This is a genomic window from Saccharopolyspora sp. 6V (assembly GCF_020176785.1).
GTDB classification, from domain to species: domain Bacteria; phylum Actinomycetota; class Actinomycetes; order Mycobacteriales; family Pseudonocardiaceae; genus Saccharopolyspora_C; species Saccharopolyspora_C gregorii.
In genome coordinates this window covers 14,615-28,743 of the sequence record NZ_JAIUKB010000001.1, presented here as the reverse complement: position 1 = coordinate 28,743, position 14,129 = coordinate 14,615, and the positions used below count along the sequence as shown (strand labels likewise).

The window sequence follows — 14,129 nt, the reverse complement described above, 5'->3', positions numbered from 1 at the left end:
CACGCCGAGGCCGCCGTGGGCGTCCCGCTGTTCGAGCGGCAGGCCCGCGGCGTCCGGCCCACTCCAGCCGGTGCGGTGCTGCTGCGGCATGCCAGGAAGGTCGTCGCCCATCTGGAGGCGGCCTACCTGGAGATCGCCGGGCTGCGGGACCGGCTCGCGGTGAGCGCCTACCCGGCGGCGTCCGCGGTGGCGGTGCCGAGGGCCATCGCCCGGCTGCGGGCCGAGCACCCCCGCCCTGAGCGCCCGGTGAACGGCCCGCGGGCTCACTCGGCGGGGGCCAGGCTGCCGCTGAGGCGACCGTGCATGGTGGCGCTGGGCTCGTTCAGGCCGGTGATCTCCACCTGCTTGCCGCGGGACCCGTACTTGGTGGTGATCGCGTCGAGCGCGGCCACCGTCGAGGCGTCCCAGATGTGCGCGGCCGACAGGTCGATCGTCACGTGCTCCGGGTCCGCGGCGTAGTCGAACCGGGACACCAGTTCGTTGCTGGAGGCGAAGAACAGCTCCCCGCGCACCGCGTACACCACGTGCCGCCCGTCCGGATCGGTGACGGCGCTGACCTCCACCAGGTGCGCCACCCGGCGCGCGAAGATCACCATCGCGGTGATCGAGCCGACGACGACGCCGATGGCGAGGTTGTCGGTGGCCACCACCACGGCGACCGTCACCACCATCACGATGCTCTCCCCCGCGGGCAGCCGCTTCAGGGTGCGCGGCGCGATGCTGTGCCAGTCGAAGGTGCCGAACGCGACGAGCACCATGACCGCCACCAGCACCGCCATCGGCATCCGCGACACGACCGGCCCGAACACCAGGCACAGCACCAGCAGGAACGCCCCGGCGAGGAACGTGGACAGCCGGGTGCGGGAGCCCGCCGTCTTCACGTTGATCATCGTCTGGCCGATCATCGCGCAGCCGCCCATGCCGCCGAACAGACCGGTGACGATGTTCGCGACGCCCTGCCCGATGGACTCGCGGGTCTTGTTCGAGCGGGTGTCGGTGATGTCGTCGACGAGCTTCGCCGTCATCAGCGACTCCATCAGCCCGACGAGCGCGAAGGCCAGCGCGTACGGCGCGATGAGTTGGAGGGTCTCCAGGGTGAACGGCACCGCGGGCAGCCCGGGCACGGGCAGCGCGGACGGCAGCGCGCCCTTGTCCCCGACGGTCGGCACCGCGATCCCCGCGGCGATCGTGGTGGCGGTCAGCGCGACGATCGCCACCAGCGGCGCCGGGACCACCTTGGTGAGCCTGGGGAACAGCACCATGATGGCGAGCCCGGCGGCGAACAGCGGGTACACCGCCCACGGCACGCCGATCAGCTCCGGCACCTGCGCGGTGAAGATCAGGATGGCGAGGGCGTTGACGAAGCCGACCATCACGCTGCGCGGCACGAACCGCATCAGCTTCGCCACGCCGAGCGAGCCGAGGACCACCTGGAAGATCCCGCCGAGGATGACGGTGGCGACCAGGAAGCCGAGCCCGTGCTCGCGGCTGATCGGTGCCACGACCAGCGCGATCGCCCCGGTCGCCGCGGAGATCATCGCCGGGCGACCGCCGACGATCGAGATCACCACCGCCATCGTGAACGACGCGAACAGGCCGACGCTCGGGTCGACCCCGGCGATGATGGAGAACGAGATCGCCTCGGGGATCAGCGCCAGCGCGACGACCAGTCCACCGAGGACCTCGGTGCGGACGACCTTCGGCGACAGCCACGACGGGCGCGCCCAGGCGGGGGCGGCGGAGTTCGACACGGGCGTCCTGACGTGCTCGGGCGCCTCGGGGGGCGCGGAGGTTTCGTGCCGCCGGCAGGGGCAGCGGTACGGGGGGCGACCCGCAACTCTCCCCTTACGTTAGACGAGACCGTCGCGCGGACTCCAACCCCGCGAACCCCGATGAGGGCGGGATCACGCCCGGTGGGCGCGCAGCACCTCGGCGAACTCCTCGGCGATGCGCAGCTTGGCGCGCAGCTTCTCGCAGGCCTGCTCGGCGTTGGCGGTGAACTCGGCCAGCCGGGCGTCCGGGTCGGCAAGCTCCGGATCACCGTCGTGCGGGTCGAGGATCGCCAGCAGCTCGCGCATCTCGTCGAGCTGGAACCCGAGCGGCTTCATGCGCATGATCAGCCGCAGCCGGTCCACGTCCGGGTCGGTGTAGAGGCGGAACCCGCCGGGGCTGCGGCCGCTCGGCACGACGAGGCCGACCTCTTCGTAGTAGCGGATCGTCCGCAGCGACAGCCCAGTGCGCTCGGCCACCTCGCCGATCTGCATCCGCTCGCCCAAGCCGGGTCCCTTCCTCGCCGCGGTCGATCCCCGACCCTACCCGGGTGGCCGGGCGGTCCCCGCGCGTCACCTCGCGGCGCGGATCGCGGCGAGGTGCTCGGCGAAGGTGCGGTTCCCGCACGCGTGCTCGCCGCGCGGCAGCAGCGCGCCGCCCCGCATCGCCGCGCCGACCCGGCCGGGCGGGGACACCGGCACCACGAGCCCGCGGCGGCCGTGCGCCGCGGACAGCCGGCGCGCCACGTCCACCATGTCCAGCCGCTCCGGGCCGCCGAGCTCCGGTGCGCGCCCCACCGGCTCCCGCTCGACCAGGCGGACGAGCTCCGCGGCGGTGTCGGCGGCCGCCACCGGCTGCGAGAGCATCCGCGGGACCAGCGCGATCCGCTTCGCCAGCAGCGGTTCCGGGAACTCGAAGAACTGGGTGGCGCGCAGGATCGTCCACGGCACCGGGCCGCCCGCCACCACCTCCTCCTGGGCCCGCTTGCCGAAGTAGTAGCCGAAGTCGACGCGGTCGCAGCCCACGATGGACAGCGCCACCAGGTGCTCCACGCCCGCCCGGTGCGCGGCGGCCACCAGGTTCCGGCTCGCGGCGGCGAAGAACTCCACCGACGTCTTCCGGCTGATCGTCACCACGTTGCTGACGTCGATCACCGCCCGGCACCCGGCCACCCCCGCCGCCAGGCCCGAGCCGGTGCGCAGGTCCACCCCGCGCGACCGGGACAGCACCACCGGTTCGTGTCCCGCCGCGCGCAGCTCCGCGACGACCATCCCGCCCACCAGGCCGGTTCCGCCTGCGACCGCGACCTTCATCCGAGTCCTCCCGTCCTCCGGCGCGGCGCGGCCGGTCGTGGTGGGGACGGGGTGGCGGTGCCCGGTGTGACAGGAGGTGGCTCGGGTCACCTCGTGTCACGATCCGGGCGCCGGTCCCGTCCCGTGCTCATGGGACACCACTTCGGCCGGGCGCACCGGTCTTCCCGCCGCGGGGCCGCGATTCGGCCGACCGCGGCACCACCCGCAGCACGGATCGGAGCGCGCTCATGACCGGAATCCGCCCCGCCGGACCGAAGGCCACCACCGACCGGGTGTGCCTGGTGCTGCTCGCGCTCGTCGCCCTCGGCACCGGCGGCTGGGCGTACCTGGCACCCGCCCGGTGGTACGGGTCGTTCCCCGGGTTCGGGCTGAGCTGGCTGCCGCCGCTCGGCCCCTACAACGAGCACCTGGCGAAGGACACCGGCGCGATGTTCCTGGCGCTCGGCGCGCTCGCCGTCCTCGCGCTGCTGCGCGGCGGCGTGCTGCCGCGCGTCGCGGGCGCGGCGTGGCTCGTGTTCAACGTGCTGCACGGCGGCTACCACCTGACGATGCTGCACGTGTACGGGCCGCTGGACCAGGTGCTGAACGTGGTCGCGCTGGGGCTGCTCGCGGCCGCCTCGGTGGTGCTCGTGGTGCCGGGCCGGTCCGGCGGCGACCAGCCTCCTCGTCCGGAACCGAACGGGGAGGCCGGCATGTCCGACGAGACCACGACGATCGTCCAGCTGCTGCTGCGCGAACGGCAGGGGCGGGACCGCGAGTGGTGGCCGCAGATGGCCGCCACGTTCTGGCCGGACTCGCAGGTGAACCTCACCTGGTACACCGGCGACGAACCCGGGTTCGTCGCAGGCTCGGAGGAGATGAGCGGGCGCGGCGACCGCAGCGTGCACCGCCTCGCACCGCCGGTCGTGCACCTCGCGGGCGCGCGGGCGTGGGCCGAGGTGTCCGCCGCGATCGAAGTGCGCACCACCGTCGACGAGGTGCCGGTGGACCTGACCTCCTACGCCCGGCTCGGCTACCGGGTGGAGCGCCGCGACGGGGAGTGGCGGATCTTCTCGCTGGACGCGATCTACGAGCGGGACACCGTCGCACCGGTGCTGCCCGGCTCGGTGCCGTCGATCCCGGCCGAGGAACTGGCCGCGTTCCGCCCCACCTACGCGCTGCTGGCCTGGCACCTGGACCGGCGCGGCTACCGGATCGGCACCGGGCTGCTCGGTGACGATCGGCCTGCCGAGCGGGACGCCTACTACGACCAGGTCTTCAACTGGCTGCACGCCTGATTGACTTCCCCGCTTCTGTTGCTGATCGGGGTGGGTGGCGGAACCTCAGCGGGATTCTCGCTGCGGGATCGTTTTCACAGGTGGCTCCGCCACAAGAGAAAACGCTGTCCTCGCGAGAATCCCGCTGAGAACCCGCGGCGGTGCCGGTTGCGTGCTGGGTCGCTGCTCAGCGACTTCGCCGCTGACAGGACGACGGCTAGGTCCGTGGGGCAGCGGCGAGGACGGGGTTGTTCATCGGTTCGGGGTGGCTTGCTCGTCTACGAGGTTTCGGAGCCGGGTGAGGGCGGTGGCGGAGGGGGTGCCGGGTTCCGCGTGCAGCAGCAGCGCTTCGAGGCCGCCGTCGCCGGGAACGGCGAACTTCTCCGCCAGCAGCTCCACCTCGCCGAGCTGCGCGTGCCGGACGCGGAACCGGCTGCCGTGGGCCCGGCGCACGTCGTGCCGCGCCCACAGGGTGCGGAACCGCTCGCTCTTCATCGACAGCTCGCCGATCAGCGCGTGCAGCCGCTCGTCCTCGACGTCGGCGCCGCTCTGCGCACGCAGGTGCGCGACCGCGTCGGCGGCGTGCTCGTCCCAGTCGGGCACGCGGTGCTGCGCCTCGGGTTCGGTGAACAGGGCGCGCAGCCGGTTCGTACCCGGTGCCGCGCTCGGCAGCAGTTCCCGGGAAAGCGCGTTCACCGCCAGCACCTCGCCGTACTTGGTGCACACCAGCGCGGGCACGTTGAGCGTGCGCAGCAGCAGCTCCAGCCCGCGCGGTACCTGCGGTTCCCGCCGTGCGCTGCGGCGCGGCCGGGGGCTCGCGAGCGCGGTCAGGTGCTCGACGCCTTCGGCGTCCAGTTGCAGCACCCCGGCGATCGCCTCGATGACCTGCGGCGACGGGCTGCGGTCCCGGCCCTGTTCCAAGCGCAGGTAGTACTCGACGCTGATCCCGGCGAGGGTCGCGACCTCCTCGCGGCGCAGCCCCGGCACCCGGCGCAGGCCGGTGCCGGGCGCCAGGCCCACTTCGGCCGGGGTGACCAGTTCCCGCCTGGCCCGCAGGAAGTCGCCGAGCGCGTTGCCCATGCGCTCCAGTATGCCGCCGCGGCGGCGCGGTGGGTGCCCCCCGCACTACCAGGAACAGCGGGGGCTGCCGGGCGCGCCCGCGGGCGGCGAGGCTCGGTGCCATGACAACGCGCACTTGGTTCATCACCGGCGCCAACAGCGGATTCGGGCGGCAGCTGGCGGAGCAACTGCTGGCCCGCGGCGACCGGGTGGCGGGCACCGTCCGCCGCGAGGGTTCCGCCGACGACCTCCGCGACGCCCACGGCGACCGGTTCCGGCTCGCCCACCTCGACGTCACCGACCTGCCCCGCATCCGGGAGGTCGTGGACGCCGCGTTCGCCGACCTCGGCCGCATCGACGTGGTGGTCGTCAACGCCGGTTACGGCCTGTTCGGCGCGGCCGAGGAGGTCAGCGACGAGCAGGTGCTGCACCAGATCACCACCAACCTGCTCGGCTCCATCCAGACGGCGCGGGCCGCGCTGCCGCACCTGCGGGCGCAGGGCGGCGGACGACTGATCTCGATCTCCTCGGTCGCGGGCATCGCCGCGCACGCGGGCGCTTCGCTGTACCACGCGAGCAAGTGGGGCGTGGAGGGCTTCTTCGAGGCGCTGTCCCAGGAGGTCGCCCCGTTCGGCGGGGAGGTGACGCTGGTGGAGCCGGGCGGCGCGCGCACCGCGTTCGCGGGCTCCAGCCTGCGCACCGGTGAGCCGCTCGCCGCCTACGACGGCACCCCCGCCGCGTTCGTGCGCGGCTTCCGGGAAGGCGCGCCGATCCCGATCGTCGGCGACCCGGTGAAGATCGCGGCCCGCGTCATCGAGAGCGCGGAGCAGCGGCCCGCCCCGCTGCGGCTGGTGCTGGGCAGCGACTCGTACCGCGCGGTGACCGCGTCGCTGCGGGCCCGCCTCGCCCAGGTGGTGCCGCAGGAGGCGAGCGCCGCCGGAACCGACGCCTGACCGCGGGCGAGTCGGCCCGCCCGGTGCGGGACAGCACCCGACGGGCCGAACCGGATCCCACGAACCGGTGATCGCGACCTTCCGGCGGCCGCCGCCGCAGTACAACTCGAAGCATGGACCAGACATCGCCCGGCCCGGACCTGCGCACCCTGCAGCACCCGATGTTCAGCCGCTTCTGGACGACCGTGAGCTCGATCGCGGACCGGCGCGGCGTCGCCGAGTTCCGCCGGGAACTCGTGCGCGGCACCACGGGCCGGGTGGTCGAGGTCGGCGCGGGCAACGGGCTGAACTTCGCGCACTACCCGGCTTCCGTCACCGAGGTGATCGCGGTGGAGCCGAACGACTCGCTGCGCGCGCACGCCGACCGGCACGCGCGCTCGGCCCCGGTCCCGGTCCGGGTGGTGGCCGGGCAGGCCGAGGCGCTGCCCGCGGCGGACGGTTCCGTGGACGGCGTGGTGCTGAGCCAGGTGCTGTGCTCGGTGCCGAGCCCGCAACGCGCGCTGCGCGAGGTCCGGCGGGTGCTGCGCCCCGGCAGGACGGTGCACTTCCTGGAGCACGTGCGGTCCGCGCGACCGCTGGTGGGCGCGTTCCAGCAGCGCATCGCGCCGGTGTGGCGCCGGTTGTGCGGCGGATGCGAACTGCACCGGGACGCCGCGGTCGAGCTGGAGCGGGCCGGGTTCGCGCTCGCCGCGACACGCCGGTTCGGCTTCAGCCCCGGCCCGCTGTTCTGGATGACCTACGTGCTGGGCACCGCCACGCCGGACGAGGGGTGAGCCGAGCTCACTTGGTACCGATCACCATGAACTCGGCGCCCGCCAGGTGCTCCACCCGGGAGGAGCGGAAACCCGCCTCGGCGAGCCAGCTCCGGCACTCGGCGCCCGTGTAGCCGAACCCCATCGGACTCATCACGAGCATGTGCAGGCTCATCAGCAGCCCTTCGACGTGGCGGGACCGGTCGTCGTCGACCAGCACCTCGTAGATCACCACCTCGCCGTTCTCGGGCAGCGCCCGGTACGCCTTGCGCAGCAGCAGCTTCTTCTCCGCCAGGCCCCAGTTGTGCAGCACGTGCCCGAGCACGAGCACATCGGCCGCGGGCAGCGGGTCGGTGAAGAAGTTCCCCGCGACGAAGCGCACCCTCCCCGCCGCCTGCCGCGCAGCCGCCGTCGTCGCGAACGCGTCCGCGACGAGGGGCAGGTCGAATCCGATGGCGCGCAGGTGCGGGTGGTGGTCGAGCAGGTGGGCCAGCACTTCGCCGCCGCAGCAACCGACGTCGGCGACCGTCCGGTACCGCGACCAGTGCAACCGTCGCGGCAGCGCGAGCATCGCCGTCATCGCGCCACCGGCCATCGCCGACCGGAACCGCCGCACCCCCTCGGGTTCCGCGTAGATCCAGCCGTAGGGCTGCCGCACCTCATCGGCCGGGACCAGCCACTGCGGAGTCCCTTCGGCCAGCGCGGCGGGCAGCCGCGCCCACGCCTGGTACCACTGGGTTCCGGCTTCCTCCAGCAACCCGCCGACGTACCGGCCGGGGTCATGACCGTCGAGGTGCGCGGCCGCGTGCGCGGCGTTGCGATACCGGCCGTCCCCGCGCCGCAGCAGACCGAGCACGACCAGGCAGTCGAAGAAGTCCCGGGCACCGCGCTCGCACACGCCGGTGCGCTCGGCGAGTTCGACCGCGCCTAGCTCGCGCCCGGAGAGCGCGGTGAACACCCCCAGCCGCACCGCCGCCAGCAGCACCGCCGACCGCCAGAACCCCAGTCCCAGTGCGATGATCTCGTCGAGATCCGCGGCTTCGCCGTCCAGGACGCGTCGGATTCCCGCCGGATCGTGCACGTCCTCGAAGCGGACCACCAGGCCGTCGCGGAAGTCCCAGACGTGCGTGAACGGAACGGTGCCGTCGGCCGCCCCGCCGTCGCGCCGGTAGTCGCCGAGGACCACGACCCGCGAACCGGACGGCAGGTGCTCGCGGGGTTCCGCGAACAGCCCGCCGCGTTCCGAGCGCAGCTCGGCCAGGACCGCCTCCCGGCCGCGGAGGGTGTTCCGGCGGCCGTCCCGGGCGGAGGTGGACCACTCGACGTCCGCCGCCAGCAGTGCCGCGGCCCGGTCGGGTTCCCCGCGGCGGAGGGCGCGGTAGAAGAACCGCGGCACGTCCTGTTCATCACATTGGTTCCTCTCGTCCCGAAACCGGATGGGTCGCCGGAACCGCGTGGGGAAATCGCGGAAATCGGCGAGGAATGGGCGATGATCCCATCACGAATCCCGGACATCCCACCAACCCTGCCACGACTCGCGAACCCGGGTGTTAGCCCATTTCCCCGCATCGTGCAACGAATTCGCACACGATGACTTCCGCGCTGCACCGGTGGAACACCGCTGCTCACCGATCGAGTGATTGGAGATCGACCCCCTCCTCACGCACAGCGCGATGTGCCATCATCGAAGATCGACGGCCCGTTCACCGAATTCGGCGCACCACCCCGGAAACGCACCACCCCGGAAAAACGCGCCGAACAGGAATCACGGGCCACGCTGGAAAGTACCGGTTCAGCGAATTCCGATCGCATCGTCGCGACCATTTCCCCGCCCACCCGGTGGTTCGACGACCGGTTCGACGACCACGCGTCCGAAACGGATGTCGCGGGGAGCAGCCCAGGGCGCCGGGCGGACAGGGGCAGGTGATGACCATCGAACACGACATCGCGAACGCGCCGCACCCGCGCGCATCCGGTGTCCCGCAGGCGCTCGACGTCTTCGACGTGATGGCCGGGCGCACCGCGACCCGCCGCTTCACCGGGGAACCGGTCGACGACGCGACGCTCGACCGGCTGACGACGGCCATGCTCGCCGCGCCCTCCGCGTCGAACAAGCAGGCGTGGGCGTTCGTGGCGGTCCGCGATCCCGCGCGGGTGCGGCGGATCCGGGCGTTCGCGCCCGGCGTGATCGGGGTCCCCCCGCTGCTGCTGGTGGCCTGCTTCGACGGATCTCGGGCCCCGGACGACCAGCGGATGCCCGAGGTCGGGGTGCTGTGCGTGGCGATGGCCGTGCAGAACCTGCTGCTGGCCGCGCACGCGCTCGGCCTCGGCGGCTGCCCCGTCAGCAGCTTCCTCGCGGAACCCGTCCGCAGGATGGCCGGTCTTCCGGGGCACATCGCGCCGGTGCTGGTGGTGCCGATCGGCCATCCGGACCGGGAGCCGCAGCGGTCCGTGCGCCGCGACAATTCGGAGGTGGTCCGGTATGAGCACTGGTGACGTCGATCCGCACGAGGAGCTCCTGCTGCTCGCGGCGTTCCTGCTCAGCAGCGGCCGCCGCCAGACCGAGGAGACCCGCGACTACGCGGTGTACCGGCTGGTGGAAGGCGCCCGGCGCGCCCTGCTGATCGTCGGCGAAACCGATCCGCGGCTGGAACCCGTGCTCACCAGGCTCGACGAGGTCGTGCACGCGCCACCTGGATCGACCGAACTCGGCCCGCTGCTCGACGACCTGTGCGCCCGGATGGCCGACGTGCTGCAACCGGCCGAGCCACCGACCCGACCGTGACCGACCGCCGCGACGGAGGGACGACGAGATCATGCGCCCGAACACGGCCACGAGCACCGCGCACGGCTTCGACACCACGCCGTGCAGCGACCGCTGTGCGGAGCTCTGGCGGCGTGGGGACCACGCACTGCTCGGGGTGAGCACCGGGAACGGCTACTTCACCCAGGAACGCCTGCTGGCGCTGGTGAACTGGGCCGGTCACCACTTCGCCGCGGTCGACGTGGTCTACGTCGACACCCACCTCGCCTCGACGCTGGTGGCGGCCGGATCCACCCCTGCCGAAGCCGCTCGGCAGGTCAAGTCGAGGTTGCGGGACGTGCGGCGCAAGATGCGCCGCGTCGTCGAACAACGGGCGGCGCCGGTCCTGCGCGTGCGGGCGTTGTCGGATCTCCTGCCCGAACCGGCCTACCGCGCCGCCCGGCGCCGGGTCGACGACGCGATCGCGGCCGACCCGGAGTTCACCGCGGTGTGCGGGGACCTGGTGCGCCGCTTCCTCATCGGGAAGGACACCGGCATCTCCGAGGAGCAGGTGCGAGCCGGGATGGACTACCTGCTCGCCGAGCTGCCGTTCTTCCTCGACCCAGCGGGCGTCTTCGGCGTCGACTCGTCGGTGGTCTGCTACCACACCAGCACACCGGTGGTGGAGTTCCTGTGCCGCCCCGGAAACGGCGTGCTCCCCGCGGATCGCGATCACGGATTCCTCGTGGTGGAGCCGAATTCCGCCTCGTGACGCCCGCGCACCTGGACAGGGCGTCGGCCGGCCGCGGTTCCAGGCGGTCCAGCACAACGCGAGGGCCGCGAAGCCACCTCGCCCGGCCCGAACGGGGCTGTGCACGAAGGGCGGCCTCGCCTCAGGGACCGTCCCGGCCCGGGCTGCCGCGGTGAACGCCCGATCAGGCGGCGCTGGTCCCGGCCCGGCGGACGAGGCCGGTGATCCCGCGGTACGCGGCGCCGAGCAGCAGGGCCTGGAACACCGCCGCGACGGCCACGCCCACCCACACCAACGGGCTCGACATGCCCAGGAACAGCAGCGAGGTCGGCGCGGTCACCAGGAAGCCCCACACCCCGGCGAGGCTCGCGTCCGGGTGCGGCACCAGGAACGTCATCACCAGCACCCAGGCCCAGACGGCGGCGACCAGGGCCAGGTAGCCCAGCGACACCGGGTTGACCAGCAGGCGGCGGAACGCCTGGATCGGGGATCGCTTCTGCTCGGTCATGCTGTTCCTCCTGGGCGAACGACTGCGAGCACTCATGATCGCCTCCTTCGACGCGGGACGCATGAGTAGTAGTACCCACTTCCCGCGCCGGTGGACGCCCCCGCCGGTCCCGGGACGTCCACCACCCTCGTGCCTCCCGACCCGCCCGCCGCGGGCCGAGGGGCGGTCAGGCCGTGGCGGCCTGCTCGGCGGCGCGTTCGGCGGCCTTCTCCTGGCGCCACTGCTCGTCGTTCTTGCCCTGGCGCCAGTACCCGGAGATCGACAGCCGGTCCTTGGTGACGCCGCGCTCGTCGAGCAGGTAGCGGCGCAGCTCCCGCACGAACCCGGCCTCGCCGTGCACGAAGGCGTGCACGTCGCCGGGCGGGAACTCCAGCTCCCGCACCGCGGTCGCCACGTCGTCGCCCGCCGCGCGGTGCAACCAGCGGACCTGCGCGTCGGCCTTGGTCGCCAGCGGCTGCTGCTCCTGCACGTCGTCCACCAGGACGACGGCCTGCGCCTGCGCGTCGGCGGGCAGCGCCTCCAGCGCGGCGGCGATCGCGGGCAGCGCGCTCTCGTCACCGACCAGCAGGTGCCAGTCCGCGGCCGGGTCCGGCGCGTAGGCGCCGCCCGGCCCCGCGAGCAGCAGCTCGTCGCCGACCGCCGCGTTCGCCGCCCACGGCCCGGCGAGGCCGGTGTCGCCGTGGTGCACGAAGTCGATGGTGAGCTCGCCCGCGTCGGCGTCGTAGTACCGGACCGTGTAGGTGCGGGTGCTGGGCCACTGCTCGCGGGGCAGCTCCGCGGTGATGACGCCCATGTCCAGCGGCTCCGGGTACGCCACGCCGGCCACCGGGAAGATCACCTTCACGTACGCGTCGGTGAACTCGTTGTGCTGGTAAGCCCGGATGCCGTCCCCGCCCGCCACGATGCGGATCATGTGCGGGGTGAGCTGTTCCTTGCGCAGCACTCGCAGCCGCTTGATCGGCCTGGGCTTGCCCGCTCCAGCCATTCGGCCCTCCTCATCGCGATTCGTCTCTCTGAGGCAAGGCTAACCTGACGATCCGCCTCGGGTGAACGGCCCACCGCCCCGGTCACCGGGACGAACGGGTTCCCCCGGGGTCGGTCAGCGCGATGACGGCGAAGGGACCGACGTCCCGGCGGACGAAGCGCGGGGAGTCGAACAGCGCCGGGTCGAAGCGCACGTCGTAGATCTGCACGTTGGGCTGGTGCGGGAACGCGTCGTGCGACAGCGTCAGGTGCAGCCCGTCGTCCTCGCGGCGCAGCAGGAACGCGTTCGGCGGCGGGTACGGGCTGCGGTGCAGCATCGCGGCGAGCTCGTCGGGCCCGGCGGCGCCTGCCCAGCCGCGGATCAGCGCGGCGCGCTCCTCGTAGTGCGCGAGCGGGTTGGCGTAGTGCGGGGTCTCCTGCTGGAAACCCCAGTAGGGCGCGAACGACATGATCGGGTGGTACGTGGTGAGCAGCGTGATCCGGGCGGGCGGGCGGCCGGTGGTTCCGGCGAGCGCGGTGGCCAGCTCGTCGTTCCACGCCCCGGGCTGCGCGGGGTCCTGCCTGCGCTGCGCGTTGGAGCCCGTCGGGTAGTAGTCCTCGTAGGCGGGACCCGCGGCCTCGGCGATGCTGGTGGCCAGCGCGGTCTCCACGGTGCTGATCGATCCGGCGAGGCCGAGCAGCACGGCGAGCGCCGCGACCCGCGCGCGCCACCGCTCCCGCAGCCGGGGCAGGCCGCGCCGCCACAGGTCGAGCAGTCCGAGCACGCCTGCGGCGGCGAGCAGCACCTCCAGCGCGGCGGTGGTGCGGAACGCGAGCAGCGTGGTGCCCGCCGCGACGGCGAGCGCGGAGAGCGCGAACCACGCGTAGGTGGCGCCGGTGAGCACGAGCAGCGCCGCCGCCGTCTCGTCGCGGCGGCACGCGAGCACCAGCCAGCAGAACCCGGCGAGGCACAGCGCGCCGAACGGGGTGGGTTCGAGGAACGGGAACGGCGGCACCGATTCCGCGGGCAGGTACCGGTTCGCCGCGCCCGCACCTCCGGCTCCGCCGAGCTTCGCGAGCAGGAACGGCGTCCACACCACCAGCGCCACCAGCCCGCCGATCGCGCCGACGGCGGCGAGCCGCAGCACCAGCGGGCCCGCGACCTGCCCTATCCGGTCACCGGCGCGGATGCGGGCGGTGGCGATGACGGCGGCCATCGCGACGAGCACGGCGGTGGCGAACGCGAGGTACAGCGCGTAGGTGATGGCGGTGAACCCGAGGAACAGCCCGATGCCGAGGTGCGCGGCCCGGTGCGGGTGCGCGCGGCAGCGCAGCACGTGCCAGGCGGCGACGGCGACGGGCGCGAGCCAGGCCACCGACATCCACGCGTAGGGCTCGTCGAAGCCGTGCAGGAAGCCGCTGAGCGTGGTGGCGACCGCGCACAGCACGGCGACCCGCCTGCGCACCACGGTGCTCCACAGGGTGAACGCGACGGCGGCGGTGACGGCGATGGTCAGCAGCGCGAACGGTTTGTACGCGGCCCACGCGGGCTGCCCGGTGAGGTCGGCGAACCGACCGCCCACCCAGAACCAGCCAGCCGGGTAGTAGGGCGCGATGCCCGGGTAGTTCATGTCCGCCGGCACCGGCGAGTCGGCGAGCCGGGTCAGGTACTGCATCCGGAACATCTGGTCGACGGACACGCCGCCGTAGTACAGCCGGGTCGGTTCCAGCGGCCAGGCGAGCACGGTGGTGGCCAGCGCGGGCAGCGCCACCCAAATCGCGGGCAGCCGCAGCCGGGCGGGGACGCGGTCGGCGAACCGGGCGCCGCCGAGCAGCAGCACGAGCAGCAGCGCGGCACCGGCGGTGGCGGCGAGCTCGGGCAGTTCGGTGGGTTCGCTGAGGCCGAGGCGGGCGAGGGGCAGCTGCACGGCGAGGCTCACCACCGCGGCGAGCACGACGGCCGCGGAGAGTTCGAGGATGAAGCGCTTCGGCCTGATCCGGAGCGAGCACTCCGCCCGTCCTGCGGCTTCGTCGGCGACTGCACCCATGATCAGGTGACTA

14 protein-coding genes are annotated in these 14,129 nt (G+C 73.2%); 6 read left to right on the top strand and 8 right to left on the bottom strand.

Going from position 1 to position 14,129, the window contains the following annotated elements; translation table 11 throughout:
* Window positions 1–263: 263 nt before the first annotated feature.
* The 3 genes from LCD35_RS00125 to LCD35_RS00115 all read right to left on the bottom strand — a co-directional run bounded on the left by LCD35_RS00125 (window position 264) and on the right by LCD35_RS00115 (window position 3,083).
* Window positions 264–1,751: a SulP family inorganic anion transporter gene (locus LCD35_RS00125; RefSeq protein WP_224957576.1), complete on the bottom strand. Its 1,488-nt coding sequence runs from the start codon at window positions 1,749–1,751 to the stop codon at window positions 264–266.
* A 153-nt stretch (window positions 1,752–1,904) separates the two neighbouring features.
* Window positions 1,905–2,276, bottom strand: coding sequence for a MerR family transcriptional regulator (locus tag LCD35_RS00120; protein WP_224957575.1), 372 nt, complete (start codon window positions 2,274–2,276; stop codon window positions 1,905–1,907).
* Between the two features lie 66 nt (window positions 2,277–2,342).
* Complete coding sequence (locus tag LCD35_RS00115; RefSeq protein WP_224965800.1) at window positions 2,343–3,083, bottom strand: SDR family oxidoreductase; 741 nt, start codon at window positions 3,081–3,083, stop codon at window positions 2,343–2,345.
* A 227-nt stretch (window positions 3,084–3,310) separates the two neighbouring features.
* On the opposite strand from LCD35_RS00115, the gene LCD35_RS00110 reads away from it, so the two are divergent.
* Window positions 3,311–4,360 (top strand): nuclear transport factor 2 family protein, encoded by a 1,050-nt coding sequence (locus LCD35_RS00110; RefSeq protein ID WP_225043532.1) that lies wholly within the window; start codon window positions 3,311–3,313, stop codon window positions 4,358–4,360.
* A gap of 231 nt (window positions 4,361–4,591) precedes the next feature.
* Here LCD35_RS00110 and LCD35_RS00105 read toward each other — a convergent pair whose 3' ends face one another.
* A complete protein-coding gene (locus LCD35_RS00105) occupies window positions 4,592–5,419 on the bottom strand; it encodes a helix-turn-helix domain-containing protein (RefSeq protein WP_225043531.1) in 828 nt (275 codons plus the stop codon).
* A 101-nt stretch (window positions 5,420–5,520) separates the two neighbouring features.
* Here LCD35_RS00105 and LCD35_RS00100 point away from each other — a divergent pair, with 101 nt between their 5' ends.
* Together LCD35_RS00100 and LCD35_RS00095 are read left to right on the top strand one after the other, a co-directional pair.
* Entirely contained in the window at window positions 5,521–6,351 is an 831-nt protein-coding gene (locus LCD35_RS00100) for an SDR family oxidoreductase (protein WP_225043530.1), read from the top strand.
* 113 nt (window positions 6,352–6,464) lie between these two features.
* Window positions 6,465–7,124, top strand: coding sequence for a class I SAM-dependent methyltransferase (locus LCD35_RS00095; RefSeq protein WP_224957568.1), 660 nt, complete (start codon window positions 6,465–6,467; stop codon window positions 7,122–7,124).
* Between the two features lie 7 nt (window positions 7,125–7,131).
* Here the strand turns inward: LCD35_RS00095 and LCD35_RS30355 are convergent, their stop codons facing one another.
* Window positions 7,132–8,499, bottom strand: a complete 1,368-nt coding sequence (locus LCD35_RS30355; protein WP_224957567.1) for a methyltransferase — start codon at window positions 8,497–8,499, stop codon at window positions 7,132–7,134.
* A 530-nt stretch (window positions 8,500–9,029) separates the two neighbouring features.
* Between LCD35_RS30355 and LCD35_RS00085 the strand changes: the two genes are divergently transcribed.
* From LCD35_RS00085 to LCD35_RS00075, 3 genes are read left to right on the top strand one after another with little or no spacing between them, the layout of a single operon-like run.
* The gene (locus tag LCD35_RS00085) at window positions 9,030–9,599 is read left to right on the top strand and encodes a nitroreductase family protein (protein WP_224965794.1); all 570 of its coding nucleotides are present in this window, start codon (window positions 9,030–9,032) and stop codon (window positions 9,597–9,599) included.
* On the top strand, window positions 9,586–9,888 hold the full coding sequence (locus LCD35_RS00080; protein WP_224957565.1) for a DUF6092 family protein: 303 nt from the start codon (window positions 9,586–9,588) through the stop codon (window positions 9,886–9,888). The genes LCD35_RS00085 and LCD35_RS00080 overlap by 14 nt, the downstream gene beginning before the upstream one ends.
* Before the next feature lie 31 nt (window positions 9,889–9,919).
* Window positions 9,920–10,618 carry a tRNA-dependent cyclodipeptide synthase gene (locus LCD35_RS00075; RefSeq protein WP_224957564.1) on the top strand — a complete coding sequence of 233 codons (699 nt, stop codon included), beginning with the start codon at window positions 9,920–9,922 and terminating at the stop codon, window positions 10,616–10,618.
* 163 nt (window positions 10,619–10,781) lie between these two features.
* Here the strand turns inward: LCD35_RS00075 and LCD35_RS00070 are convergent, their stop codons facing one another.
* From LCD35_RS00070 to LCD35_RS00060, 3 genes are all read right to left on the bottom strand, one after another.
* On the bottom strand, window positions 10,782–11,105 hold the full coding sequence (locus tag LCD35_RS00070) for an SCO4225 family membrane protein (protein WP_224957563.1): 324 nt from the start codon (window positions 11,103–11,105) through the stop codon (window positions 10,782–10,784).
* Between the two features lie 166 nt (window positions 11,106–11,271).
* Complete coding sequence (locus LCD35_RS00065) at window positions 11,272–12,090, bottom strand: siderophore-interacting protein (protein ID WP_224957562.1); 819 nt, start codon at window positions 12,088–12,090, stop codon at window positions 11,272–11,274.
* A gap of 82 nt (window positions 12,091–12,172) precedes the next feature.
* On the bottom strand, window positions 12,173–14,116 hold the full coding sequence (locus LCD35_RS00060; protein WP_224957560.1) for an arabinofuranosyltransferase: 1,944 nt from the start codon (window positions 14,114–14,116) through the stop codon (window positions 12,173–12,175).
* Window positions 14,117–14,129: the final 13 nt, after the last annotated feature.